Origin of the sequence: Paenibacillus sp. O199, assembly GCF_001636635.1 — a bacterium.
GTDB lineage: Bacteria > Bacillota > Bacilli > Paenibacillales > Paenibacillaceae > Paenibacillus > Paenibacillus marchantiae.
This window is the reverse complement of the sequence record NZ_LGRP01000002.1, coordinates 91,547-117,955: the sequence shown is the minus strand read 5'-3', so window position 1 is coordinate 117,955 and position 26,409 is coordinate 91,547. Positions and strand designations below refer to the sequence as shown.

The window sequence follows — 26,409 nt, the reverse complement described above, 5'->3', positions numbered from 1 at the left end:
AGATTAAATGAATTAACAAATATATAATTCCTTAAATATTGAAAACGTTATATTGTAATTTCAAATCATTTCTTTTACGATAGAAGCAATAACTCTCAAAATCAATGGGATTGAATATAAGGAGGAATCTTCATGAGTGCACCATTGTTTCGTGATCCCATCTTTGATGGAGCTGCTGATCCGGTCGTTGTATGGAATCGTTCCGAGCAAACCTGGTGGATGATCTATACCAATCGCAGAGCCACAGCCGGAGGGCCAAAGTTCGCCTGGGTGCATGGCACGGATTTGGGCGTAGCTTCTTCAGCTGACGGTGGACAGTCTTGGACTTATCGCGGTACGTTAACCGGGTTGGAGCATGAATGGGGACATAATACGTTCTGGGCTCCAGAAATTTTCTGGCATGAAGGCACGTATCACATGTATGTCAGTTACATTCAAGGGGTGCCCCATGACTGGGCGGACCATGATCGGCACATTTTGCATTACACCAGTACGGATCTGATATGTTGGACTTTTCACGGCAAACTGGAGCTTAGCTCGGATCGTGTGATTGATGCGTGTATTTACCCGCTGCCGAACGGAAAATTCCGGATGTGGTACAAGGATGAAGCTAATTCGTCCCATACGTATGCAGCAGATAGCCCGGATCTCTATCAATGGGATGTGATTGGACCGGTTATTGCAGGACGTGCGCATGAAGGGCCGAACGTATTTCGTTTCGGTGATTCGTATTGGATGATTGTTGACGAATGGAGAGGACAGGCCGTTTACAAATCGGATGACCTGGAGAATTGGGAATGGAACAGTCTGATTCTCGATCAGCCAGGAAATCGTGAGGATGATGGTGTAATCGGTTTGCATGCAGATGTCGTCGTACAGGATGATGAAGCCTATATCTTTTATTTTACCCACCCGGACCGGATCGAAGGTATCGATCATGCCAGCGAACCCGCACGTCGTTCCTCCATTCAGGCCGCACGTCTCGATGTCATTGATGGTGTGTTGGTCTGTCCACGGGATGAAGTGTTACAGATGAAGTTGCGACCGGAGAACGATACAAGTCAAATTTCGGTTTGAGCTGCGTTGTTCCTAAAGTGAGATTTAAACACAGTTATACAACGTCATAATAAAGGACCTGAACCTATGTCTGCGCACGCAGGATTGCTCAGGTTCTTTTTTTACATGTTCGACTTCGGATCGCGTGTCGTCAAGAATTCCCTTCCTGTATTTACCTATAGGTTTAAGTGTCGTTACTTGTTATTATGTAGAACTCCATTTTCAAAATGGGAAAATACTAAATACATAAACAAGGACGTATTTATGAGTACAAAAACACGACATATTATTCTGATTTTATTCACTATCATTCTGATTATTGCATCCATCTTTTTTCATAAGTATCGTGAACTCAAACATCGTATCGAGTCTTCTGCCGACTCAGCTTACCGCAGTGTTATTCTGGAAAGTATACATTATAAAAAAGAGCTGGATCGATACATCAAAAGCAACAAAACAACAGATGAAACAAACCTGAGCATCTATACGAACAATATTAAGAACGCTTTCGAATATTATGGGCTCATTACTAATATGGTCGATGGAACAGCCCAAAGGTTATATACTGAACGAAGTGACCTTTTCCATCAGTACTGGCATGTGGTCCCTCCAGCCTATGCGAAGCTTTCATTGAAAGAATTACAAAAGGTAAGTGATAAAACAAACATCATTATTAAGGGACTCCAACGTTTGAAATAAACCCACCCTATTTCAGCACTCTCGTCGAACCTACTTCTCTAAACTCCTGTCGATATGTCCTCGGTGACACCTGAACCGTACGCTTGAACATCTTCCCGAAATGTGAAAAATTGCTGAATCCCGCTCGCAGAGCGATCTCGGTTATGGAATCCTCGCTTTCACGCAGCAACCGCTGTGCCTCCTTCACCCGAAGCAGATTGAGGTAATCGCTGAACGTGAAACCTGTGGTCTGTTTGAACAGACGGCTAAGGTAATGGGGACTAATTCGAAATAATTCAGCAACCTCCGGCAGCGCTAAATCCTGATGATAGTTATCGTTGAGATAACGCACCACTGCCTGTGCCTTGGGATGCAGAACCGGCTCACTATCGGCCGAGTGCACGGTGCCCAAATGTTTATTGCGGTAAGCAAACAACAGGAGTTCAACGGATCGGTGACGCAGCAGCAGGCTGCTTCCAGCTCTGTTATGGACCATCTCATCAATCATTTCACTGACCATTCGTTCCGCTGTTTCACTTACCTGTGAAGGAAGCCTCAGAATGGGAATATTCCAGCCGAATGGCTCCTTAAGGCCCTCTGCCAGCTCAGGTAAAATGGCCAATTCGGTGAACAGTTCTGGCTTGATATACAGAACAATTCGATCATGATCTGGCCTTCCACTCTCCATCGTTTTATGAACGGTATTACGGTTAATGAATACGAAATCTCCGGCTTGGACCCGGTAAGTTCGATCCTTGATGAAGTATATGCGCTCACCCGATAGCAGGTAGTACAGCTCATAATGGTCATGCAGATGGTCATCCGTCATGGAAAAATATCCAATGCGACGATCATATTCGATATTCAAATATCCGGTGGGATCATTGTAATCCGCTTGAAATGTCTGTATCATGCAGCTGCCCCCTTTAATTGAATTATAGCAAAATAAGCGGCATTTGAAAGCGATTACGCACAAAAAGCGGCGAATGAAGTGCTTCCTTGTTATAGTCTAGAGCTATATTCAAGGAGGCGATAGACATGAGTAACAAAAAACGCTATGTATTGGTCGGAACAGGCGGCCGTGCTGAATTTTTCTATGGAGCATTAGCCCAAAATTTCAGGGAAACATCCGAACTTGCAGCTTTTTGCGATATTAACCAGACACGCATGAATTACGCCAATCAGCTGCTGAGGGAAAAATATAAATACAATGAGGTGCCAACCTATACTGCAGATCAGTTCGATCAGATGATTGAGAACGAGAAGCCGGACTTCGTCATTGTAACCAGTATCGACCGCACCCACCACAAATACATCATTCGGGCAATGGAGCTTGGCTGTGATGTTGTGACTGAGAAGCCCATGACCATCGATGAGCACAAATGTCAGGATATTCTTGATGCCGTCAAGCGGACTGGACAAAATATACGCGTCACCTTTAACTACCGCTATGCGCCGCACCATACCAAAATAAGGGAATTGATTCAGAATGACACGATCGGAAAAGTGACTTCGGTCCACTTCGAATGGCTGTTGAATACGCGCCATGGCGCAGATTACTTCCGCCGCTGGCACCGGGACAAGCGTAATAGTGGCGGACTGCTCGTACACAAATCCACGCATCACTTCGACTTGGTCAATTATTGGATCGGTTCGCAGCCTGAGACCGTCTTCGCATTCGGCGATCTCATGTATTATGGTAGAGAGAACGCAGAGGAACGAGGCGTGACCCAGTTTTACACTCGTGCAACAGGCAACCCGCTTGCGCAAGAAGATCCTTTTGCCCTGCACCTGGATTCGGATGCACATCTCAAAGCCATGTATCTGGATGCTGAGCCGGAAGACGGCTACCAGCGGGATCAAAGCGTATTCGGAGATGGCATCAACATCGAGGATACGATGGGCGTTCTTGTCCAGTATCAGAATAAAGCCATATTGACCTATTCACTGGTTGCATACCAGCCGTGGGAAGGTTATCGCATCGCCATTAACGGCACCAAAGGCCGGATCGAAATGAATATTGTGGAACAATCCTATGTTAACTCGCTGGGTGACAAAAATCTTGAAGGTGCATTGATTGGGAAAACACTGCGAGTCCTTCCCATGTTCGATGCCCCATACGAGGTTCAGGTCGAGGAAAAAGAAGGCGGCCATGGCGGAGGTGATCCTGTACTTCTGAATGATCTGTTTGGAGAGCCAGCGGATGATCCCTACCACCGCGCTGCCAACCAATTCGACGGAGCAAGATCCATCCTCACCGGAATTGCAGCCAATCGCGCTATCGCAACTGGTTTACCTGTTCGCATCAACAATCTGGTTCGTTTCTAGGAACGCAAGGCAGCTCCAACCACATTTAATTCAAAGACTGCGTATAATACGCAGTCTTTTTCCCATTTTGACGACGGTCTTGAAGTCTATTCGCTTAAGGAGGAATCCATGTTTTTCTCATTAAAAAGCCGCCTGATCGCCTTTATCGTTGTGCTCTTCGTTCTTTGTTTTGGCACACTCTCCTTCCTACTCTTTAAGGAATCACGTACCGTGATCCGCTCTTACATTGAATCCTCTGCTCTTGAGAAGATGGAGGAATACGGCTCCTATGTCGATATGGTTCAAATGCAGATCTATGATGTAGCTTCTCTTGTTTTCAACAGCGATACCGCCAAGAACTGGGATAACGCGATGAGTGACCCCAACCTTCCTGAAGGGGAAAAGATGCTTGTCAATCTGGCGATGAGCCGTTTTCTGACCCAGGCTACGAACAGCTACACCAGTATCTCCGATGTATCCATCTATCGACGAAACGGGCTGAGGATTGGCAGTGAAAATCAAGTAACGACCGACCCTCTCTTCTTGCAAGAATTATGGTACAAAAATTTCTTTATCTCAGGGAATCACTGGCTGCCTGCACATACCGATCAACATGAAAATATAAGGGATCACGGCAACCCGGTAGTTAGCCTGCTGATGCCCATTGGGACCTTTCACCATGCTACAGCCCAAAATGTGATGAAAATTAATGTCAGCGAATCTTACTTTCTGGAACCGCTTAACCGAATCCATCTGGCCGAAAGCAGCACTATTTTTCTGCTGGGCGAAAAAGGAAGCCCTATTCTTTCCCAACAGGCCAATCAGCTTGGTGCCGAAGCTTTAGCAGAAATCGATCAGATTCGGAACAACTCGCTCAAATCGGGTGTGGTGTACCTGAACAATGATGAAGGACAGCGTGACATTCTGGTATACAAAAAGCTAGGGCGTACGGGCTGGATGCTGGCGGGTCTGGCACCGGAAAAAGAGCTATATTCTTCTCTTCACAAACTTCAGAGTACCATTCTGGTGGTCACCATTGTTCTCATTCTCGTCTCTTTGTTTGCCGCTACCTGGCTCTCTTATGGCGTCACCAAACCTTTAACACGACTGGTATTGGCCATGAGACAGGTACAACGCGGCGCATTCGATCAAGCAGAGTCCCTTCTACCTCCGGACAAAAATGTAAAAAGCGAAGTCAGTTATGTCATCTCCACTTTCCGCTACATGATCAGCCGATTGCGACAGCACATCCAGAATGAATTCGAGTTGAAGCTGCTCCGCCAGCAAGCTGAGTATAAAGCGCTGCTCATGCAGATTAATCCCCATTTTATGTTTAACACGCTGGAACTGGTGAGCAGTCTCGCCATGCAGCGCCGAACAGATGATACAGTTCAGGTCATTGAGGATCTGGGCAAAATGATGCGATTCTCCATGAATACAAGTGACGACAGGGTACAGCTTGCAGAGGAACTGGCTTATATCCGGCACTATATCTCCATTCTGCAAACCCGTTTCGGTCATAAGCAGGACATTACTCTGACACAGGAAGGCAGGCTGGATTCCCTGGTCATCATCAAATTTATTCTTCAGCCGCTTATTGAGAATGCCGTCAAATACAGCTTCCAGCATCAGACGACGGCAGAAGTACACATCCGGATCTCCAGACGGAATAACCGCCTGCATTTCAACATTTCAGACAATGGGCCCGGGATTCCAGCCGAAATCATCCAGAAAATTCATGATCCTGTTGAAGCATCTCAGCTCGAACCCCTATTGCGAAGCCAAAGCTGGCACATTGGGCTCGGTAATGTGGTTGCACGCTGCCGCTTGCATTACGGAAGTCTGTTTAACATTCAGATCGAGAACGGAGAGCATAACGGCACGTCTATTGAACTGATTCTACCCGCACAGGAGGAATATGATGTACAACGTATTGATCGCAGATGACGAGATCGAGGTTCGCGAAGGACTAAAATTGAAAGTGAACTGGCAAGACATGGGCTTTATCATTTCAGGTGAAGCAGCAAACGGCATCGAAGCGGAAGAGCTTCTGAAAGCTGAACATTTTGACTTGTTAATTACAGACATGAACATGCCTGTCATGGATGGCGTCCAATTGCTGGACGTTTGCCGAAGCCTTAATCCTTCCATTCAAATTATGATCATCACTGGATATGAAGATTTCCACTATGCCAGAGCAGGTGTGCGCAGCCAGGCCATGGACTATTTGCTGAAGCCTGTAACCCGGGATGAACTGAAAACCACTTTAAATAAAATCAAAGATGAGTTGGATAAAAAGAAACAGCTTCACGGCGATTCCGAAATGATGCAATGGCGTCTCTCCCAGTATTACAAAGAAATGAAGCAACGTTTCCTGCTTGATCTTGTTAGGGGGCATCGCCTCCCACCTTCTTCACTGCCAGAGCGGATGCGGCTGTTTCATGTGGAATCCTGGCAGGATCACAGCGTCTGTTTCATCACCGCTGGCATGCGAGACTCCGGTATACAGACTGCCTCAGTGGAACGTATTCCCGAAAAGCTCTACCTTCCCTTTGAGCTGCTTTGTCACGAAATGGCCCAGTCCTATCCAGATAATGTGCAAGTGTTCCATGACGGAGCCCACCCTGGAATTATGCATTTCATAACATTGGAAGGTATTCAGCACGAATTTGCTCAGCAGATCACAGCACAGACCCGCTCTGTTTTAACGATGGATGTACAAGTTGGATTGGGATTGTCCGTGTCTGGGTTTGAGCGCTGGAAAGAAGGCTATATTCATTCCCTATTGGCATGGAACTCTGCTGGACGCAAAGGTGCACAGGACCGTGTACCCGAAGTAGATCATAGTCCATTACTGCCTGAGGAAACCAGTCGCATGCTGCATCGTTGCCTCATTCGTGGAGAGCTGGATACCTTCCGCAGCGTGATTCGAAAGGAGCTTGCTTACTCATTTCGGATATCCACTTCCCATATGATCCGAAGCCTTTTTCAAATTTCATTATTGTTCGAACAGGAATCCTCGTGGATTTCCCCGGAATGGGTGCTTTGGCTAAAGACTCCAGACCAGGCAGAACTGCTGCTGATGCATTGGGCGGAAGATTTTGTGAATCAACAGCAGCCATCCGAGGTTGGAGAAGATACGGTCATTGAATCGGCCAAACGATATATCGAGGAAAATTACATGCTGGAACTGACATTAACTTCGTTAGCTGAGCAATATAACTACAACTCTACCTATTTTTCAGAGATATTCAAAGAAGCTGCCGGCATCTCTTTTATTCAATATGTAACCGAGGTGCGAATGAAACATGCCATACGTTTACTGAAGGAAACCCAACTAACCGTTTGGGATGTTACAGAGCTGACAGGCTTCCGTTCCCCAAGCTATTTCAGTTCAAAATTCAAAAAAATGTTCAACATAAGTCCTTCGGATTATCGTTTGCTGCATTCCGAAAAAATTGATAATCATGATCCGAAGAAATGAGATTCCGGCTTCTCCCCCTCCCCGGTATGATGAATTTACCAAGAAAATCACCGTAAATATTGTAAGCGGATTCAATTCTGCGGTGATCACGAATTCACATCCAACCCTGAAGGGAGGCCTATGATGAGAAAGCTGTCCAAGCCGTTATACGGCCAGCAGAATATGACTGCCTATTTGTTTCTGCTGCCCTGGCTCATCGGACTTTTCTGTCTGACACTCGGACCGATGGTTGCGTCGCTCTACCTGTCCTTGACGAAATTTAATTTGTTAACATCACCAACGTGGACGGGGCTCAGCAACTATGTCCAGATTTTTACCGAAGACGATACCTTTCGCAGATCTTTGGGGCTAACGTTTTATTATGTATTTCTATCCGTTCCGCTAAGGCTTGCCTTCGCCCTACTTGTAGCGATGGCGCTGAACAAAGGGATTCGGGGACTCGGCTTATACCGGACCGTGTATTACATCCCTTCCCTATTGGGAGGCAGCGTCGCTATTGCGATCGTCTGGCGTCAGATTTTTGAGGGAAGTGGTTTGGTCAATCAGTTTCTGAGCTGGTTCGGAATTACCGGACCCGCCTGGATTGCCCATCCCGATTATGTGGTCTATACGATCGTCACACTCTCTGTATGGCAGTTTGGTTCGGCCATGGTTATCTTTCTGGCTGGCCTAAAGCAAATTCCAGCCGATTTATATGAAGCTTCGGACGTCGACGGGGCAGGAAAGGTACGCCAATTCTTCGGCATCACACTTCCGATGCTCTCGCCTGTTATTTTTTTCAACCTGATCATGAGCATGATCAATTCGTTTCAAGCCTTTACACCCGCTTATGTGATCGGGGATGGACGTGGAGGCCCGCTCGACGCCACAATGTTCTATACCTTGTATCTGTATCTGAAAGGCTTCTCGTTCTTTGATATGGGTTATGCTTCTGCCCTGGCGTGGATCATGCTGGTCATTATCGGGGTATTCACCGCAATCGTCTTCCTCACCTCGAAATTCTGGGTGTTCTACGGCGACAATCAGGAAGGGAGATAGTACACATGCCACTAAAGCGACGTTTGGTTCAAGCCGGGAGGCATGCAGCCATTATCCTCTTCGGTCTGTTGATGTTGTATCCGGTGTTATGGTTAATTCTCAGTTCATTTAAACCGAATCATCTCATCTTCACCAATAGCAGCCTGATTCCAACCAGCTTCACCCTCGATCATTTTGTGAATGGCTGGAAAGGATTGCAAGGGGTGTCGTTTGGCCGCTTCTTCGGCAACTCGGCGCTGATCTCAGTCATGAGTGTGTTGGGAAATGTGATTTCTTGTTCCCTTGCAGCCTACGCCTTTTCCAGATTGAAGTTCAAGTTCAAAGGCCTGTGGTTCAGCATTATGCTGGTCACCATCATGCTTCCTTACCATGTAACCCTGGTACCTCAGTACATTCTGTATAACGAGCTGCATTGGATTAATACGTATTTCCCGCTCATTCTGCCCAAGTGGCTGGCACAGGATTCCTTCTTCATTCTGCTCATGGTTCAATTCATCCGTGGAATCCCACGGGAGCTGGACGAGAGTGCAACCATTGACGGTTGCGGGCAATCTCAGATTTTTTTCAGAATCGTGGTGCCTCTTCTCGTTCCTGCACTGATCACAACAGCGATCTTCACCTTCATCTGGAGCTGGGATGACTTCTTTAGCCAGATGATCTACCTGAGCAAAATTGATCTGTTTACCGTACAGCTGGGGATTCGGTCATTGTTTGATCCATCGGGACAATCGGATTGGGGCGCACTGCTCGCCATGTCCACGCTGTCTCTGCTGCCTGTGACCATCATCTTTCTGGTATTTCAGCGTTATTTTCTAGAGGGGATTGCAACGACTGGGCTGAAGTGATTACGAAATTACGAAAATACCTGTCCAGACGCAATACGTGTACAACAGATATTATATTTTTCATTATCCATCGTCAGGGGGATTTCTCATGTTCAAACGATTAATGATCACTGTTATAGCTTCACTCCTGTTATTGGTGACTGCCTGCTCTGGAACGGATCATACCGGCGCTGATGAGCAGACAGGAACAAAGATCGCGGAAGACGGGCAAGTCGAACTGCGCATGATGTGGTGGGGCGATCAAAAACGGGCAGATATTACGAACGAAGCCCTGAAGGTTTTTCAGGAGAAACATCCGAATATTAAAATTGTAGGTGAATTTGCCCCTTCCTCCGGATATTTCGACAAGTTGAATACACAGCTGGCGTCAGGCACAGCACCGGATATTTTCTTCCTTGGGGGTAATGTGGTTGACTATGCAAAAAAGGATGTACTTTTGAACCTGGACCCTTATGTCGGTAGTGAACTGAATCTGGATGGCATGGATGCCACCATGGTTGAATATGGGCGTCTTGATGGGAAGCTGCAGCATATTTCCGCAGGTGCGAATGCACGGGGTATTGTCGTTAATCAAGCGCTATTCGATCAAGCGGGAATCCCTTTGCCAGCTTCGGATTGGACTTGGGAAGATTATGCTGCAATCAGCAAAGAGCTGTCCGACAAGCTCGGTAAGGGCTTTTATGGAACCTATAATTTCACAGTTGACGGTATGGATATCTTTTTGAAACAACGCGGCAAACAGCTATATGATATGAAGAATGGCACGCTCGGATTTGCAAAAGAAGACATTTTGGAATGGTTCATTTACTGGGAGCAGGCTTCCAAATCCGGAGGTGTGGTCACGCCTGAATTGCAGGTTTCCAACCCACCGGATGATACGAGTAAATCCTTGCTTATTACGGGCAAGGCGGCTATGAGCCTGCTTCCTTCGAATCAACTGGCTGCTTTCCAGAGTCTCACAGAAGATAAGTTAATTCTTTTGCCTGTACCACGGGGTCCAAAAGGAACTGGGGTTGTATTTGAATCCAGTCAGGGGTTGTCCGGTTATGCGAATACCAAACATGCAAAAGAAGTCGCGATCCTGATGGATTTCTGGATTAATGATCCGGACGCAGCCAAAATTCTCGGCAACGACCGCGGCGTGCCCGTTACGGAAGCCAACCGCAATCTGCTTCAGCAAGAAGCGGGACCTATTGAAGAGATTGTATATAATTACACCAGCTTTGTATCTGAAGCTACAAAAACGGAGCCTTTTGACGTGAGCTATAATCCACCGGGATTCGCTGAATTCTCCAAGCTGGCCCAGACAACCAACCAGGAAATCGGCTTTGGCCGAAAAAGTGTGGAGCAAGCCGTGACTGACTTCTATAATGGCACCGTACGAATCTTTGAATCCAATCAATAAATAACCGCTAGCTATAAGGAGGTCGACATGACAGAAGCCCTGCCGAACAAGCTGCGTCAAACTTCGATCCACGATCATGTGCAGCCAGGTAAACCGGAAGATCAAAAGTTAATACTGGAATGGCAGGCGTCGGGTGTTCGATTCGCGGCATCCGGCGGACGATTGGAAGCGACTTATTATTCCGCATTGGAGAAGTTACTGACTTGCATTGTGCCCCTGAACGGCAGTGAGCCCATTCTTCAGGAAGGTGGCATCTATCTGGGTTGTTGGCTAGAGAGTACGGGCACCATTAATGCGGAGCTGCTGTCACGTCTAATTCCTTCCGTATCGGAAACGACCTATCTTGCTTTTGCCCGACACCAAAGAGAAGATGGATTACTGCCTTATAAGCTAACGGAGAACGGTCCATCCTTTCGCCAGATTCAGCTCGTTACACCATTGGCACGAAGCGTATGGAACCACTACCAACTTCATGGAAAGAACCGTTCTTTCCTGAAGACTATGTACAAGGCCATGGTACAATACGACGAATGGATTGCAACGTATCGCAATACCCGAGGGACCGGCTGTGTGGAGGCATTTAGTACCTTTGATACCGGGCATGATCTGTCCCCACGGTTCTGGCACGTCCCGGATACACCATATATGAATGATGCTGCGTCCTACCATCCGGACTCTCCGGTCCTGCCTTTTTTGGCACCAGACTTAACCGCCAATATATATTGCCAGCGCATGTATTTATCCCAAATGGCTGAGGAACTTGGGGAGTCTGGTGGTGATTGGAAAGCAAAAGCTGAAGCCAGTCTCGAAAGTCTCTTTCGCTACTGTTATGACGAAGAGGATATGTTCTTCTACGACCGGGATCGCAATGACGAATTCGTCAGGGTACAGTCCGATGTGCTGCTGCGCGTGATGGCCTGCGAGGTGGGCGACCGTGGATTGTTTGATAACATACTGCGCCGGTATTTGCTGAACACAAGTAAGTTTTTTGCCAAATACCCGTTCACCTCCATGTCGATGGATGATCCACGGTTCGATCCGTTCTCCTCTTATAACAGCTGGGGTGGAGCATCCAACTTCCTGAGTCTGATCCGTGCACCACATGCTTTTGAATATCACCATCGCTATGTGGAATTGACCTGGGTACTGCAACCCATCTTGTCGTCCCTTTCCAAAGCAACGCGCTTTGCGCAGGCTTTAAGCCCATGGACCGGGGAGGAGGGTTTTACGGAAACCTATTCCCCCTCCATTCTTTGCCTGCTTGATTATGTGGAACGGTTATGCGGCATCATGCCGGTTGGATCGGACCAACTGTGGTTTACCGGTCTTCTCCCCATCGACATGGATCATGGCGAAGAAGTCGCTGGTCATACGGCGTACAGCCGTACGGTGAATGGGCTGCATTTTGAATTGGTGAACACGCCAGAACGGGTAACGGTATATCAGGATGGTAAGATTCTTATGGAGGGGCCAGCAGGAATTCGGTTAATTACGGATCAGGGTGGACATTTGGAAGGCGTCATCGGAATGAGCGTGCGCACGATTGAGGGTGAACTGATCTATCGAGGGAATTCCATTCCGATTCGAATCAAAGGAAATGAACTCCAGCGGTATATAGAGGGAAGCTTGAAAACAGAACGAGATATCGGCATCATCTATCCTTCCTATCGATAGTGCGTTTCCCGATGAATAGTTGCAACGCCAAAAGCGCAAGTGGCAAGGGTAGCTCCCCTGTACTTGCGCTTTTACGATTTTACTATCCTAATGGACTGTCCACGAAAATGAGCCTTCGCTTATGCTTTCCGCTCCCACGCAGGGTGGCGATAGAACTCAATCGTATCTATATAGTTCACCGTGTACTTCTGTTCAACTTCCGACAGCTCCAACAGCTTTCTGTCCATTTGTTTCAAACCCATGACCACATCATGCCGGAGAAGGTCCATTGCAATTTTGCCTACAAAGCCGCCTTCCATCTCTTTATGTTTATTACGAAATTCTTCATTATAGATCAGTTCCGGTGTAAACGATGCTTCAACAAATGCGTTGACAAGCGTAAGCTCATTACCCTCTATCTGTACCGCGATATAATAGTTGCCACGTTCATCCCGAATGAGGTCTTTATACATTTCCACGTCCATCTGAATCACTCCCTATATCTTAAGTTGTACCTTATCATGAGTAACATGGGCGCCATTTTGCTCACCTCTTGCCCTCGTCCATTCATATAGTAGGTATAAATGGCGAACGGAGGATTGCTTATGAATTGGCACCAACTTCATACAGGAAAAACACTTCAGCAGCGTCTGGCCGAGTTCCAGGGACATCTGGCAGAACTGAATGCTCCATTGTCTGGTCTGGAACCTGGAATAATTAGAAAAGTATATCCGCGCAATTTTATCAAAGTCAATCGGCAGTTATTTATTCCACTCAGTTTGTTTTCCATTCGTGTATTTGATGTACCACGAGCACGGCGAGGCATACGGGTAGGCATCCGCACGGTATTCCCATCCGGAAACGCATTTAACAATATCCGACTTGTTGGTGTTGGACTGGATTACATTGAGCTGCAGGGAAAAGGTAAATTCTCCTCACGTATTCTCTTTCCGCTAACTCAGGTCGAATCGATCTATCGTCCAACGAATAAAAAGAAGAAATAATGAGACCAGACATCGCTGAATTCATATCTGTGCCAGCAATCGCCCAATGAGAGAAACGATCCATGCCCTGGGTCAACCCCATGTCATGATATGCATATTTCTATTCCCTAGTATAACTCATACCTGCATTGGTCTGCTCGGATATTGTGCCATAGCAAAAAGCGGTGAGCACAGAACCCTTCTGTGTCTCACCGCGCAGATGCCTATCAATAATCATTGGAATCAGGAACGTATCACTCAGATGCCTGTCCACACATCCTTGGCATAACGACCTTCCTGCTGCAAACGTTCTAACCACGCATCGGCTTCCTCTGTGGAGTTGCCGCTGACATCAGCGTACGCTTTCTTGAGTGTTGCTTCAACATCAGGTGCCATCTTGCTGCCATCGCCGCAAACATACAGATGTCCACCCTGTTCGAGCAGAGGAATCAGTTTGTGGGCATCATCCCTCATTAGATGCTGCACGTAACATTTCTCTTCCCCGTCCACGCGGGAGAAGGCGGTATGAAGCTGGACAAGGCCCTCTTGCTCCGCAGTTTCGAGTTCATTTTTATATAAATAATCATGTTCAGGGTTGCGACATCCAAAATACAGATGCGCCTCGCCAACCTTCTCACCCTGTTCCTTCAGTACACGTCTTGCCTGCAGGAAACCACGGAATGGAGCTACGCCCGTCCCCGGACCAACCATAATGATCGGAGCCTCTGCAGTTTCTGGCAGTTCGAACCCGGACTCAGGCGTGCGTATGAACATGACAACCTCTTCACCCGGCTTCAAGTTCGCCAGATAGTTGGACGCTATACCTTTATATTCTCCCTGACCACTCCACGCCGGAGCACGCACTACGCTGACGGTTATGCTGGCCTGCTCAGGCTGCACTCGCGGTGAACTGGAGATTGAATAATATCGGGCTTTCAGGGAAGGCAGCAGTTCCAAAAACCGTTCGAAAGGCAGCTCACATGCTTCGTATTTCACCAAATAATCCAGCATGGATATGCGTTTCTTACGCACTTCTTCCATGTAAACAGACTCATCAAGAAGCGCTTCGAGCTCCTTCTTATGCGGTGGGCACACCGTGTACGCCGCCAGCTCCCTCAGTTGGGCCCGAGTTGCCGCTTCCTGAAGCTCCACACTGTGACTGAGCAGATCGACCAGACTAACCGGTTGGTGCAATGGAAGATGAGCTGCGCTGCGACCAGAGGCATCCAGAACCAGATGTTCCGTACCTGTGAATCCATATCGTTTCAGTACTCGTTCTACGAGCTCAGACGGGTTTTGCGGCAAAATGCCCAGGTGATCGCCTTCTTTATACGTTGCGCCTTCAGGCAGTTTAATCTCCAGATGACGTGTGCTTCGTTCACTGCCCGCATCATGAAGTTCCCGATTCTCAAGCACTTCAGCAACATGTGCATCATACGTATCCGCGAGCGGCGTTACCGCCAGTCCGCTGACAAACTGTACTGACAAGGAACTGCGCTCACTACCTGAGCTTGTGTTCAACTTGAGGCCCAGAGTTCGTGCCAAATCCGGCCATAGTTGCTCGGTCCAGTCTCCAACCTGTTTCTCAAAGTCCCCGCTGGCATCACTTTCTCCGATCGGTGATAACCGTTCTGCTCCTTTGGAAGATAACTGCTCATCAATCAAACGCGGGATACGCTGGTACGTGCTGGCCCAGTTGTGATCCCCACATCCGAGAACGGAGAATCGAACGCCTTGGAATTCCCCTGCATCCGCATGTTCAATCCAATCGACGAAATCCTTGGCATTGCTTGGTGGCTGACCATTGTAGGATGCGCTCACAATGATGACGACGCCTTCCTTCGGAAGTTTGCCTACACGATCATCCAGGGTAGCCACCTCGCTACGGAAGCCCTGGTATCTTGCGGTATCTGCGATTTCACGCGCAATGCCTTCCGCTGTCCCGAGATTGGATCCATACAGGACAAGCATCGGGGTGTGATGGGCATTTGCTGTATCCGGCTCTTGTCTTTTGGCAACCGGAGTCGGTTCCTCCACGGCAACACCCGGCACAGCCATGACCGGTTGACCCCCGCGTGCACGAACACGAATCGTGAAGTTATCGGGTTTGAGCGTCAACGTTTCTTTCACTTTCAACTGATAGTCCGCATGATCGATGAATTCAAAATGCTTCAGGACCATTCCTAGCACAAGTGTTGCTTCCTGAAGGGCGAACTGCTGACCGATGCAGGCCCGCTGGCCATTACCAAATGGTTTATAGGCGTCATGTGGTACCTTGCTCGGATCTTCGAACCGTTCCGGTCGGAATTCCTCCACATCGTCACCCCACGCGTCGCGGTCCCGATGCAGCTTGGGAATGAGTACACTGACACTATCCCCTTTTTGCAAAGGATATTTCCCGTCCAGAATAAGGTCTTTCTTCGCGTATAAGGAGAATGCCGGAGCCGTAGGCCACAACCGCAATGCTTCGTTCAGAACCATGCGAACATATTTCAGATTGCGGACCTGATTGTATGTTGGAACCGGATCTTTCAGAACCTGATCTGCTTCAGCTTGAGCCTTGGCAAGGGTATCCGGGTTTTTCATTAAATAATAGATGGCAAAGGACAACAGGCCACTCGTCGTCTCATGTCCAGCAATCAGGAAGGTGATGATCTGGTAACGGATATTTTCATCGTCCAGCGTTTCCCCGGTTTCCGGGTCCTTGCCACTAAGCATATGGGACAACAGATCGTCCGCCCCTTCCTGGGGCTGCTCCTTGCGCTCCGCAATAATATGATCCACCAGAGAGTACATCGAACGGATATCCTGCTCAAACTGTTTCTTTTTGGTGATCATCAGCTTGTCTTGCAGACGCAAACGCTGCAACGAACTCATCGATTCGTCTAGTGCTCGAACCATACTGGTAATGAAGGGATGCGGTTCTTCCCGGTAAAAGCTGTTAAATCGGTAGTTGAATCCACACAATCCAATCGTATCCAGGGTGAGACGAGTCATATCATCAGGTACGTTAACCGTCTCATCCGGATTCAATCTGGACCACTTCTGCACGAGTTGTACAGCGAGATCAATCATTTTGTTGTGATATCCCTGCATCGCACGCTGGCTGAAGCTGGGCAGCAACACATTGTGAGCTTTTTTCCAATTCGGTTCTTGAGTCCAACTCGTAAACAGGCCATCTCCGGCAAATGCACGTACCTTCTCCAGCGGTGCCCATACACGTTTATCGAATTTGGATTCGTCGGTTACCTCGGCTACCAGTTCGTGACCTGAAATATACAATTCACTTCGGCCAGGATAATCCATTCGAAAAATGGGGCCATACTCTTCAGCGAGTTTCACCAGGGATTGTACAGGCTCATCGGTATTTAACTGTGGTAAGTTTCCTAAAGGCCCAAAAGTTTTGGGTTGGGGAACTGAAATTTGCGCCATAATACTCACTCCTCTTCCAAGTGTTACGTTCGACTAAAAAATAATACCTTCGTTCAACTACGACTTCAGATCAACAGACATGACTACATTTTCTGCAAATTTTCATATTTCATCCAGATAACCTGAAATTCATACCGGAACCAACTGACCAAAATGGTATATTGGTCAGTTTAGATTAAAAAAAATGGGTTCCTTCGTTATCTTTCTTTTACCCTAACATTCCCAGTCCTAATCTTCAACAGTCTCAAAGTCGTAGGACCAATGGGTATCCATCCGAATTGGCATGAGTAAATTTCCCCTTTGGTCCCTCCATATAGAGATTATTTGGCTCTGAACGAAAACTAGAATTTCGAAGATACACAGTTCATTAAACTCAAACTAGGCCTGTTTCAGCAGGTTCCGAATCGCGGACTCCATCTCTATCGGTGCAACCGTAGTCTCATAGCGACCACTCACTTCCCCTGTTCGATCAATCAGAAACTTGGTAAAATTCCATTTGATCCCGTCTCCCCGGTATAATTCGGGATGTTTCTCCTTGAGGAATTGATCCATCCACCGGCCTTCTTCCGATTCCATATCATAACCCTCAAATGGGACTGTTTCGACCAGATCGCGAAACAAAGGATGTATGAATGGTCCGGTAACCTCGATCTTCTCAAAAATCGGAAAGGATATATGAAAATGATTCCTACAATACTGAGCTATCTCATCATTGTTGCCCGGCTCCTTCTGATTAAACTGATCACAGGGAAACGCCAGGATCTCCAGCCCTTGATCACGATACTGCTCATACAGGTGTTGAAGCTCCGTAAATTGTCGAGAGTAACTGCACTTGCTGGCTGTATTCACGATAAGTAGCACTTTCCCCTCAAAAACAAATAAATCGCCCACGTGTCCATCCATGAATGGAACCTGATAAGAAAATATACTCATTCATAACGCCTCCTTGGTCGGTTCTCACATGAACCTATCTTGGAATGGATTATACGCCGCTTCTCTTGATAGGTTAAATATATAATAATTATAATATTAATAGTTTTTATCTATAGAATATTTTTATCTACTGCCATATGATTGAATGGCTCATTATCCCTTTCATAATGGACATACTAGACATAGAAAAAACTGCCCTTCGCAGACAAAAAGCTGCTTTTGGACAGTCATTCGTGAGGTTATGCATTTAGAAATGGTGTTATCCCATAATAAGACCATATACAATCCCCGGTCCATGTACCCCAATGGTCAAATCATTTTCAATATCGGAAGAACGACTGGGACCGGAAATAAAATGAATGCCTGCTGGAAGATTCTCTCTTCCCGCTTCATCGAAGCGATCCAGCGTTTCACCAAGTCTGGTGTAGAGCCGTTCGATCGGAATAATGATGATGAGTACGGTGGGCAATAGACTAACTGAGCGTCCCTTTTCTGGCGAAGAAAGCACCGTGACGGAACCCGTATATGCTGTAGCATAATCCGCCATCACTACACCGATATCTGACTCGGCTGCCCGTGCCTTCCAGTTCTCCTCTGCTTGGCTGTTCCATACAGAAATCTGCACATCGGGAAGTTGCTCTTCCAATCCAAGATCCGTCAGCGCCTGTTCATTCTGACGTATGATATATTTCGCACTCAATTCATGAGATTTATTAGCGATAAAGTCCGAAGCTTCGCCAATGTCTCTTACCCGTGCAATATGAGCACCTACACTCACAAAATTATCGGTAAATGCCTGTATGCGCTTATCTATGTCCCAGTCCAGATCCGTCCAGAATGCGGGTGCACCACGAAAAGGTTGAGTCGGAGCATGTGTCTGCCGAGGTCTTCTCAATTTGGAGGCGATGTCATTCATAAAGTTCTCTTGCTTCGCACGAGACTTCTTCTCCAATTGCTCCAGCCATTCCTGATGTTCAGTGTTCATGTTGACCACCACCCCCCTCGCGCTCACGAAGAATCTGTTCCATTCGGTCCCGAACGGAAGAATCCATTTCTTTCTTCTCCTGATTCAGCTCCTGATCCAACTTGTTCCATTGCTGCCGGAAGGAACGCTTCGCGAGGCTTGGCGCAACCCGATAGCTGTTCCAGCCCTTGAGGGGCCCAAGTTTAAGTGAAATTCCGTTATTCCGCACAACGGCTTTCTGACCAATCTGTCCGAGACGTATAGCCGCTCCGAATCGTTTAGAATTGGATACAACCGCTGCAAAACCTTTCATACCAGCGCTCTCAAGCTTATTGCCATGGCCCTTTTCCACCTTGCGTCTGCGTAAATATACGAGCATATCATGCAGCGGAATTTTGACCGGACAGGCTTCATAACAGGCTCCGCACAGGCTGGAAGCACCCGCGATGTCGTTCCATTCATCGATATTGCCATTGAGTGCAGGTGTAAGTACCGCTCCGATCGGTCCGCTGTAGGTTCCACCATAGGCATGCCCGCCGATATGACGATACACTGGACAAGCGTTCAGACAGGCTCCGCAGCGAATACAGTTCAACAGCTCCTGAAATTCGGGATCACCCAACTGAAGTGAACGTCCATTATCCACGATAATAATGTGCATTTCATCTGGTCCGTCCCCGTCTTCTGTTCGGCGAGGGCCGGTTATACCTGACATATACATCGTCAATTTTTGACCTGTCGCGGAGCGTGGCAGTAAGGTTGCCATCACCTCGAGATCCGTCCAGGATGGAATGATACGCTCCATGCCCATTAAGGTAATCTGTGTTTTTGGCACGGTGGATACCATGCGGGCATTGCCTTCATTTTCAAATAGGACCATGGAACCCGTCTCAGCAATGGCAAAATTGCAGCCGGTCATGCCTATATCTGCTTCAAGAAACTTCTCACGCAGCTTTTTGCGTACAAATCCGGCAAGTACGGTGGTGTCCGGTTCCAGAATTTCTCCCGCTTCCTTGGACAACAGGTCCGCAATCTGGTAACGGTTTTTGTGAATAGCCGGAATGACGATATGGGATGGGGCTTCACCCGCCAATTGAATGATATATTCGCCCAGATCGGTCTCTATTGCTTCAATACCTGCGGATTCCAATACATGGTTGAGATGCACTTCCTCGGACACCATGGACTTGGATTTTACCACGGTAGAAGCCTGCTTGTGAGCCGCAATATCAAGTGCAATCGCTGCTGCCTCTACCGAAGTATCCGCAAAATGAATATGAACCCCATTGGCACGTGCATTATTGACGAATTCATTCAGGTAATAATCCAGATGTGCGATCGTATGCAGACGAATCTGACGTCCACGTTCGCGCCATTCTTCCCAGTTGCCATGTTCTTCGGATGCGGACTTCTTGCCATTACGCAATCGCTCTGTCGTAAACTTGACGGCTTTCCGCAGGAAGTCATCATTCAAAGCCAGTTCTGCACGTTCTTTGACGGTAACATCCATTACACCGGGTTGACTCATCCTGTTTGCACCCCCTCATAGAGCAGTTCGGCCAAATGCATCACACGCACTGGTTCATTCCGATACCGCAGATTACCTGCGATATTCATTAGACAGGCCATATCCAGTCCTACCAATACTTCAGCTTCCGTTTCTTTGATGTGATCTACCTTTTCTGTGACCATGGCACCAGATATATCCGGCATTTTGATGGCAAAGGTACCACCAAAGCCGCAGCAATCCTCTCCGTAAGGAAGGGGAACAAATTCCAAACCTTTTACTGCCGAAAGTAATGCCATAGGCTCATCCTTTACGCCTAACAAACGGCTGCCATGACAGGAGGGATGGTATGTAACCTTATGCGGAAAATGTGCACCCAAATCCGTGATGCCAAGCACCTGAACGAGAAACTGTGTGAACTCGTAGGCTTTGGCTTCCAAGCGTTTAGCCTTCTCCAGCCATACAGGTTCATCGACAAACAGCTCGGGATAATGATGAATCATGTACGTACAGGAGCCCGAGGGACAGACGACAAAATCACTATCATCAAAGGCTTCCAGAATCGTTTTGGCGGCTACCCGTGTCTCATCCCAATACCCGCTGTTGTAAGAAGGCTGACCGCAGCAGGTCTGCACGGGCGGGAAATCCAACCGAACGCCATGAGCGGCGAGCAATCTCACCATCGCCTCCCCCACACGGGGATATATGGCATCGCTGAGGCAGGTAATGAATAAGGAGACCTTCATGATTACACGCTCCTATAACTGATGAATTGTTGTTATAACGCATATAAGTATCAAATACCGTATTGTTTTATACCCTTGTGATTGAGATATCATAGCTGTTCAGTCGTTCTATCAAATCATCACCAAGCGACTGATCCGTGATCACCGCATGAACCGCATTTAACCCGGTTACCCGGGCAAATGCACGAACCCCAAACTTGCTCGTATCTGCAAGCAAAATGACCTGGTCGGATATGCCGACCATTTTCTGCTTCAACCGTGCCTGAAGCTCATTGGATTCACTGATTCCTCCGCCTTCCAGATGCACACCTTTACAAGACAGAAACAATTTATCGACATGATATGTCTCCAGAGAACGTTCCGCGAGCGGTCCAACAAAAGACAGAGATCGTTGGGCCAGCTGGCCTCCAGTCGAGATGACTTCAATCTTTTCCCTGCTGCTCAGTTCAGTGGCTACCTGTATGGAATTGGTTAATACAGTCAATGGCATATCCGGCATATTGGCCGCCATATACCCTGCTGTCGTGCTGGCATCCAGTAGAATTCGGTCACCCGGACGAATCATGGATAGAGCCGATTGGGCAATTCTTTTCTTTTCCTCTGCATGTGTTGTTTCCCTTACCCGGTAAGGGATCTCCGGCTGCTCTTCCTTCACGCTGACAGCGCCACCATGGGAACGGCGCAGTCGCCCTGCTTGCTCCAGCCGGTCGAGATCACGCCGAATGGTCTCTTCTGTTACCCGGCAGTGCTCACTAAGCTCGGATACACGCATGCTGCCCTTAACATTAACCATCTCCACAATCCGGTCATAGCGCTCTGCTGCCAGCATGTTACACCTCGCTCCCGGCTTGTGATTTGGGCGAAGCCGTCAACCTTAGGAATCTGCCGTAGGCCTCTTCCCAGATGGGTCTGTCCTTTGGTTCATAATCAGTAACTGGGAATGAATCGCGAATGACCTTGCGGGCTTCCCATATATCCTTAAAGGCTCCGCTTGCCATCCACTGTACAGCCATGTTCCCGATCGCACTACCTTCTGCTGGCCCCGCCCATACCGGTTTGCCAATGGAATTGGCTGTCCACTGACATAACAGGCGATTCTGAATGCCCCCACCGACCATATGCAATCCATTAAAAGACTGTCTGGACAGTTGTTCTGTCCATTCCAGCACCCTCCGATACTTCAGTGCGAGACTCTCCAGAATAGTACGGGCAATGGCCCCCTGGTCTTGCGGCTCAGCCTGCCCTGTATCACGGCAATATTGTTGTATGCGAGAGGTCATATCCCCTGCTGGCATAAACCGCTCATCATCGGGATCAAACAGACTCGCAAATGGAGGAGCAAGTTCCGCCCTGCTCAGTAACTCCGCATAGCTAATTCCCTGTCCCTTCCGTTCCCATTCACGCATGCATTCCTGCAAAATCCACAAGCCCATGATGTTCTTGAGCAAACGGAACGTACCGCCTGCCCCGCCCTCATTCGTAAAGTTGAGCGCCAGACTCTCGGAACTGATGGCGGGCTGATTAATCTCCGTGCCCATAAGTGACCAGGTTCCGCAGCTTAGGTAAGCAAATGAACGCTCTGTTGCCGGAATAGCCACAACCGCCGAACCTGTGTCATGCTCTGCAACCGCAATAACCGGAATGGCAGATAAGCCAAGATCACTGCAAATGCTGCTGCGCAGCTGCCCCACTCGAGTACCTGGCATGACTACTTCTCCGAACAGTGTCTCCGAAATACCGATATGTGCAAGCAGTTCACTGTCCCAATGCCCTATGGTTGGATTGTATAGCTGTGTTGTGGTGGCGTTGGTAAACTCATTCACCGCTTCACCGGTCAGAAAGTAACGAAGCAGATCGGGGATCATGAGGAAACGCTCCGCTTCGTTAAGCAGTGGGGAGCCTTTCCGCTTAAGCGTAGCCAACTGGTACAGTGTGTTAAAGCTAAGAAACTGGATGCCTGTGCGTTCGAAAATTCGCTGAGAGGTCAATTCCTTACGCACCTGATCCATCATGCCGTTAAATTGTGCATCACGGTAATGATATGGATTGCCCAACAATTCACCATGACTCCCAAGTAGTCCAAAATCAACCGCCCAGGAATCAATCCCCAGACTTTCAGGCTGCTCTCCCTTTTGTTTAACAAGGTTCAGCCCTTCCAGCAATTCATGGTGCAGCCTCAATATATCCCAGTGCAGCCGCTCCCCCGCTTTTACCGGTTCATTCTTGAACCGATGGATCTCCATCGTTTCCATTCCCCGATCATTCAGATGACCCAGCAGTGCTCTCCCGCTTCCAGCACCCAAATCATACGCCAGCACACTCACCGCTCTTCACCAGCCCTTCATCCCATACTATATTTTCGCTCTTGAATATTTCTTGATTTTAATCATAGCTGCTCTGCACTTTATTCTTTATTTTGTTGTTTGTTTATTTTTGTTTTATACTGTTTTGCTTTATTTTACGAGTATATCATCATTGTAAGCGTTTGAATACCCTGTGATTGGTTTCTTTTACCCATACCAAAAACGACTCTCTCCACTCGGGAGGAGCCGCCTTCCTGTTATTTTACGTATAAAAGCTGTTTTTACTAACACCGGACTGGGGCTGCACATCTCTTTCAAAATGCTTAAACCTGGTCCCCTGATATGTCAGCATGCCTCGGTCATGTTCCACAAGCATACCGTAGTCACTCCCACCTACGTTCAGTTCTACCCGTTCACCGTTGTCGAGCTCAAATGTAATGTAATAGTAAGTGGAAGCCCTGCTGTCCCCTGTTCCCCCGCTAACTCTAGTTCGCTTTGCCACAATCGTTGAATGCAAGGTTAACAGAGCTGATGCATTATTCGATGACCATGTGCGTACCCCTGAAATAATGGCATAAACAATGACACCAGCAATGATGAGAAAAACGCCACCGATAAAAATGGATCCAAACGCACTCATTGCTCCAAACTCATTGAATCCAGCAAAAAAACCACTCTGATTGCCCTCAAATCCCGGAACATCATTCATGTCATCAAAAATACCGAAGCCATCCATGCTTAACCAGCCCAGTGATGAAGATATGCTCAATGACGTCATTCATCATCGTTCCCTTCTCCCTGCAAATTAAGATGCACCGCCCCCTGCCAAGGAGACGGTGCACGCAGACAACCCTACAAGCCTTGTCCGTATACTATATGAACCTGATTACGAATACAGACGTTCAAGTTCATCGACCAGACTGCCAACATAGGCAACAGCAGCACGAATCGGCCCAGGTCCAGACATGTCCACACCCGCAAGCTTCATCAGCTCTTGCGGATCAAGGCTTCCTCCCGCTTTCAATGCATCAAGCCAGCGATCCACGGCAGGCTGCCCCTCTTCCCGAATCAGCTGTGCAGCAGCGGTAGATGCCGTCAGACCTGCTGCATAGGTATATGGATACAATCCCATATAATAATGAGGCTGTCTCATCCAGGTCAATTTCGCCCCTTCATCAATCACCAGATCAGGCCCCCAGAACTCGGAGAGAATGTTGCCTTTCAGCTGACTTAACGTCTTCGCTGTGATAGGTTCATCCTTAGTTGCAAGTGCGTACACCTGACGCTGCAATTCACCTTCAAGCAGATGCGTAACAAAGTTATGGTAATACGTATTGAGCAATTGCAAAATGACCCAACGACGCATTCTCGGATTATCAGAACGTTTCAACAAATGATCTGCCAGCAGCATTTCATTCATTGTCGAAGGCGCCTCTATGAAATAGAGGGACGGTCGTGTATTCGTAAGACGTTGGTAATGCCCGGCAAGCATGAAATGTCCAGCATGTCCCACTTCATGGGCAAGTGTAAATGCTCCGCGCATATTGTTTGCCCATGAGATCAGGATATAGGAATGAGAACCATATATGGACGAACAAAAAGCTCCTGTCGATTTGCCCGCATTATCTGCGTAATCTACCCAGCGCTCACTAAATGCACGCTCCACAATGTCGCCATATTCCGGTCCCATCACGGCAAGAGCTTCACGAATGAGCGTGCAGGCTTCCTCATATGTAATGGCAGGGCTGAATTCAGGGTCCAGTGGTGCTTTCAGATCACAGAACATCAGCTTGTCCAGACCTAACTCACGTTTCTTGAGAGCTGCCAGTCTGCGCATGTGAGGTGCGAGTTCCTGCTGGATGATGTCCAGTACATTGTTATACATCTCTTTGCTTACCTGCTGCGGGCTGAGCAGCATATCTGTAACATCATCATATCCACGCAGCCTGGACATGACGACCTGTTTCTTCACTTCGGTTGCGTAACCTTCAGCAAACGTATTTTTGTAATCATTCAGCTTGGAGCTGAATGCAGCATACGCAGAGCGGCGCAGCTTTGTATCCGATGACATTTCATAATTATTCTCATAGAATGACCAGGACAGCGGGCGGTTATTGTCATCGCCATCAAGTGCATCGTCAAACGTCATGTCTGCTAATTTACCACGCAGATAGATCCGGTATGGCGAGTCCAGCACTTCCCCGAGGGAAGCGAGTACCTTCTCCGTTTCGGGCGAAAGACGATGTGCCTTTTCCTGAATTAGACGATCCAAACTGCGGGCATACGGCTGCAAACCCGGAAGTTCTTCAATATAACGTTTAACCGTTCCATCCGGAAGATCCACGATCTCGGAATTCACAAAAGACAAGGACGACGACAAATTCGATAAGATGTCTCCCGCCTTGGCTGAATTCTCAATATTCACGGGATTGGTACTGTCCTCCGACTGTTTCAGCCGGGCATATGAAGCTGTTTTGCTAATGCGTTCCTGCAAAGCTTCGCGGGCATCCAGACAGGCCAGCAGCTGCTCAGCGCCTTCGCCCAGATGTCCTTTAAATGTTTCGATATGGGCAGCAGCTTCAGGCAGTGATCTAAGCTCCTGCTCCCACTCTGCGTCTGTCCCAAACAAGTCTCGCAAGTCCCAGGTAGTCTCTTGGTTTACTTCATCGCGTGTACGTATTTTTTCCATCGTTAAATGTCCTCCTCCTTGCATTTCCAATATCTCTCATCGTATCATATTCGGAGCATTTATGCCTTACATATCCTAAAATGAGCCTTTTGGTTCAAGGGATTATAGATTGGACTAAAAAATATTCACACTTACCACTCCGACGGAAGAATAACCTTCCGATCGCTGTTATCCCCAGATTTTTTGATCCCTTTTCTAAAGGGGAAATCCGGGGATAAGCATATGCTTCCGATGCAGCTTTCTTTCAGAAGCTTTTAGGCTAACGCTTCGCTTCTTCAGGCTATTTCTGCCTTCTACGTTTCAAGAAAACTTTTTTAAAACTGTCAGTGAATTAGAGGGAAAGAAAAACCGCCAGGTAATGGAAGTGTCCATTTACCCGGCGGTTC

General features: G+C 47.7%; 21 protein-coding genes. 10 read left to right on the top strand and 11 right to left on the bottom strand.

Going from position 1 to position 26,409, the window contains the following annotated elements; translation table 11 throughout:
- The first annotated feature begins 132 nt into the window (after positions 1-132).
- Both A6049_RS03830 and A6049_RS03825 read left to right on the top strand, forming a co-directional pair.
- Positions 133-1,077: a glycoside hydrolase family protein gene (locus tag A6049_RS03830; RefSeq protein ID WP_063563349.1), complete on the top strand. Its 945-nt coding sequence runs from the start codon at positions 133-135 to the stop codon at positions 1,075-1,077.
- A gap of 243 nt (positions 1,078-1,320) precedes the next feature.
- Positions 1,321-1,755, top strand: coding sequence for a hypothetical protein (locus A6049_RS03825; RefSeq protein ID WP_063563348.1), 435 nt, complete (start codon positions 1,321-1,323; stop codon positions 1,753-1,755).
- Positions 1,756-1,762: 7 nt separating this feature from the next.
- Here A6049_RS03825 and A6049_RS03820 read toward each other — a convergent pair whose 3' ends face one another.
- Positions 1,763-2,647: an AraC family transcriptional regulator gene (locus tag A6049_RS03820; RefSeq protein ID WP_063563347.1), complete on the bottom strand. Its 885-nt coding sequence runs from the start codon at positions 2,645-2,647 to the stop codon at positions 1,763-1,765.
- Between the two features lie 125 nt (positions 2,648-2,772).
- Between A6049_RS03820 and A6049_RS03815 the strand changes: the two genes are divergently transcribed.
- The 7 genes from A6049_RS03815 to A6049_RS03785 all read left to right on the top strand — a co-directional run bounded on the left by A6049_RS03815 (position 2,773) and on the right by A6049_RS03785 (position 12,487).
- Positions 2,773-4,062: a Gfo/Idh/MocA family protein gene (locus A6049_RS03815; protein WP_063563346.1), complete on the top strand. Its 1,290-nt coding sequence runs from the start codon at positions 2,773-2,775 to the stop codon at positions 4,060-4,062.
- 108 nt (positions 4,063-4,170) lie between these two features.
- Positions 4,171-5,988, top strand: coding sequence for a cache domain-containing sensor histidine kinase (locus A6049_RS03810; protein ID WP_063563345.1), 1,818 nt, complete (start codon positions 4,171-4,173; stop codon positions 5,986-5,988).
- On the top strand, positions 5,960-7,525 hold the full coding sequence (locus A6049_RS03805; protein WP_063563344.1) for a response regulator: 1,566 nt from the start codon (positions 5,960-5,962) through the stop codon (positions 7,523-7,525). The genes A6049_RS03810 and A6049_RS03805 overlap by 29 nt, the downstream gene beginning before the upstream one ends.
- Before the next feature lie 123 nt (positions 7,526-7,648).
- Complete coding sequence (locus A6049_RS03800) at positions 7,649-8,563, top strand: carbohydrate ABC transporter permease (RefSeq protein WP_063563343.1); 915 nt, start codon at positions 7,649-7,651, stop codon at positions 8,561-8,563.
- A 5-nt stretch (positions 8,564-8,568) separates the two neighbouring features.
- A complete protein-coding gene (locus A6049_RS03795; RefSeq protein WP_063563342.1) occupies positions 8,569-9,408 on the top strand; it encodes a carbohydrate ABC transporter permease in 840 nt (279 codons plus the stop codon).
- A gap of 88 nt (positions 9,409-9,496) precedes the next feature.
- The gene (locus A6049_RS03790) at positions 9,497-10,813 is read left to right on the top strand and encodes an ABC transporter substrate-binding protein (protein WP_063563341.1); all 1,317 of its coding nucleotides are present in this window, start codon (positions 9,497-9,499) and stop codon (positions 10,811-10,813) included.
- Positions 10,814-10,840: 27 nt separating this feature from the next.
- Positions 10,841-12,487 (top strand): MGH1-like glycoside hydrolase domain-containing protein, encoded by a 1,647-nt coding sequence (locus tag A6049_RS03785; RefSeq protein WP_063563340.1) that lies wholly within the window; start codon positions 10,841-10,843, stop codon positions 12,485-12,487.
- 119 nt (positions 12,488-12,606) lie between these two features.
- Here the strand turns inward: A6049_RS03785 and A6049_RS03780 are convergent, their stop codons facing one another.
- Positions 12,607-12,951 (bottom strand): hypothetical protein, encoded by a 345-nt coding sequence (locus A6049_RS03780; RefSeq protein WP_063563339.1) that lies wholly within the window; start codon positions 12,949-12,951, stop codon positions 12,607-12,609.
- Between the two features lie 120 nt (positions 12,952-13,071).
- Between A6049_RS03780 and A6049_RS03775 the strand changes: the two genes are divergently transcribed.
- A complete protein-coding gene (locus tag A6049_RS03775) occupies positions 13,072-13,470 on the top strand; it encodes a hypothetical protein (RefSeq protein WP_063563338.1) in 399 nt (132 codons plus the stop codon).
- Positions 13,471-13,707: 237 nt separating this feature from the next.
- Here the strand turns inward: A6049_RS03775 and A6049_RS03770 are convergent, their stop codons facing one another.
- From A6049_RS03770 to pepF, 9 genes are all read right to left on the bottom strand, one after another.
- Positions 13,708-16,881, bottom strand: a complete 3,174-nt coding sequence (locus A6049_RS03770) for a bifunctional cytochrome P450/NADPH--P450 reductase (protein WP_063563337.1) — start codon at positions 16,879-16,881, stop codon at positions 13,708-13,710.
- Positions 16,882-17,259: 378 nt separating this feature from the next.
- Positions 17,260-17,814, bottom strand: a complete 555-nt coding sequence (locus A6049_RS03765; protein WP_063563336.1) for a glutathione peroxidase — start codon at positions 17,812-17,814, stop codon at positions 17,260-17,262.
- A 259-nt stretch (positions 17,815-18,073) separates the two neighbouring features.
- On the bottom strand, positions 18,074-18,799 hold the full coding sequence (locus A6049_RS03760; RefSeq protein WP_063563335.1) for a LutC/YkgG family protein: 726 nt from the start codon (positions 18,797-18,799) through the stop codon (positions 18,074-18,076).
- On the bottom strand, positions 18,789-20,306 hold the full coding sequence (locus A6049_RS03755; RefSeq protein ID WP_063563334.1) for a LutB/LldF family L-lactate oxidation iron-sulfur protein: 1,518 nt from the start codon (positions 20,304-20,306) through the stop codon (positions 18,789-18,791). The genes A6049_RS03760 and A6049_RS03755 overlap by 11 nt, the downstream gene beginning before the upstream one ends.
- A complete protein-coding gene (locus A6049_RS03750; protein ID WP_063563333.1) occupies positions 20,303-21,031 on the bottom strand; it encodes a (Fe-S)-binding protein in 729 nt (242 codons plus the stop codon). Before A6049_RS03750 ends, A6049_RS03755 begins: the two co-directional genes overlap by 4 nt.
- A 67-nt stretch (positions 21,032-21,098) precedes the next feature.
- Positions 21,099-21,860, bottom strand: coding sequence for a DeoR/GlpR family DNA-binding transcription regulator (locus A6049_RS03745; protein WP_063563332.1), 762 nt, complete (start codon positions 21,858-21,860; stop codon positions 21,099-21,101).
- A 1-nt stretch (position 21,861) separates the two neighbouring features.
- A complete protein-coding gene (locus A6049_RS03740) occupies positions 21,862-23,355 on the bottom strand; it encodes a rhamnulokinase (protein WP_063563331.1) in 1,494 nt (497 codons plus the stop codon).
- A 241-nt stretch (positions 23,356-23,596) separates the two neighbouring features.
- The gene (locus A6049_RS03735) at positions 23,597-24,112 is read right to left on the bottom strand and encodes a DUF2500 domain-containing protein (RefSeq protein WP_240321300.1); all 516 of its coding nucleotides are present in this window, start codon (positions 24,110-24,112) and stop codon (positions 23,597-23,599) included.
- Between the two features lie 108 nt (positions 24,113-24,220).
- Positions 24,221-26,023, bottom strand: coding sequence for an oligoendopeptidase F (pepF, locus tag A6049_RS03730; protein WP_063563330.1), 1,803 nt, complete (start codon positions 26,021-26,023; stop codon positions 24,221-24,223).
- Positions 26,024-26,409 lie beyond the last annotated feature (386 nt).

Bases quoted from the DNA above. Each gene is read 5' to 3' on its own strand.
- A6049_RS03815 (WP_063563346.1), top strand. From the start codon at position 2,773: ATGAGTAACAAAAAACGCTATGTATTGGTCGGAACAGGCGGCCGTGCT.
- A6049_RS03760 (WP_063563335.1), bottom strand. From the start codon at position 18,799: ATGAACACTGAACATCAGGAATGGCTGGAGCAATTGGAGAAGAAGTCT.
- A6049_RS03750 (WP_063563333.1), bottom strand. From the start codon at position 21,031: ATGAAGGTCTCCTTATTCATTACCTGCCTCAGCGATGCCATATATCCC.
- A6049_RS03735 (WP_240321300.1), bottom strand. From the start codon at position 24,112: ATGACGTCATTGAGCATATCTTCATCACTGGGCTGGTTAAGCATGGAT.
- A6049_RS03755 (WP_063563334.1), bottom strand. From the start codon at position 20,306: ATGAGTCAACCCGGTGTAATGGATGTTACCGTCAAAGAACGTGCAGAA.
- A6049_RS03825 (WP_063563348.1), top strand. From the start codon at position 1,321: ATGAGTACAAAAACACGACATATTATTCTGATTTTATTCACTATCATT.
- A6049_RS03745 (WP_063563332.1), bottom strand. From the start codon at position 21,860: ATGCTGGCAGCAGAGCGCTATGACCGGATTGTGGAGATGGTTAATGTT.
- A6049_RS03765 (WP_063563336.1), bottom strand. From the start codon at position 17,814: ATGAGTATATTTTCTTATCAGGTTCCATTCATGGATGGACACGTGGGC.
- A6049_RS03780 (WP_063563339.1), bottom strand. From the start codon at position 12,951: ATGGACGTGGAAATGTATAAAGACCTCATTCGGGATGAACGTGGCAAC.
- A6049_RS03820 (WP_063563347.1), bottom strand. From the start codon at position 2,647: ATGATACAGACATTTCAAGCGGATTACAATGATCCCACCGGATATTTG.
- A6049_RS03770 (WP_063563337.1), bottom strand. From the start codon at position 16,881: ATGGCGCAAATTTCAGTTCCCCAACCCAAAACTTTTGGGCCTTTAGGA.
- A6049_RS03805 (WP_063563344.1), top strand. From the start codon at position 5,960: ATGATGTACAACGTATTGATCGCAGATGACGAGATCGAGGTTCGCGAA.
- A6049_RS03790 (WP_063563341.1), top strand. From the start codon at position 9,497: ATGTTCAAACGATTAATGATCACTGTTATAGCTTCACTCCTGTTATTG.
- A6049_RS03810 (WP_063563345.1), top strand. From the start codon at position 4,171: ATGTTTTTCTCATTAAAAAGCCGCCTGATCGCCTTTATCGTTGTGCTC.
- pepF (WP_063563330.1), bottom strand. From the start codon at position 26,023: ATGGAAAAAATACGTACACGCGATGAAGTAAACCAAGAGACTACCTGG.
- A6049_RS03785 (WP_063563340.1), top strand. From the start codon at position 10,841: ATGACAGAAGCCCTGCCGAACAAGCTGCGTCAAACTTCGATCCACGAT.
- A6049_RS03800 (WP_063563343.1), top strand. From the start codon at position 7,649: ATGAGAAAGCTGTCCAAGCCGTTATACGGCCAGCAGAATATGACTGCC.
- A6049_RS03775 (WP_063563338.1), top strand. From the start codon at position 13,072: ATGAATTGGCACCAACTTCATACAGGAAAAACACTTCAGCAGCGTCTG.
- A6049_RS03830 (WP_063563349.1), top strand. From the start codon at position 133: ATGAGTGCACCATTGTTTCGTGATCCCATCTTTGATGGAGCTGCTGAT.
- A6049_RS03795 (WP_063563342.1), top strand. From the start codon at position 8,569: ATGCCACTAAAGCGACGTTTGGTTCAAGCCGGGAGGCATGCAGCCATT.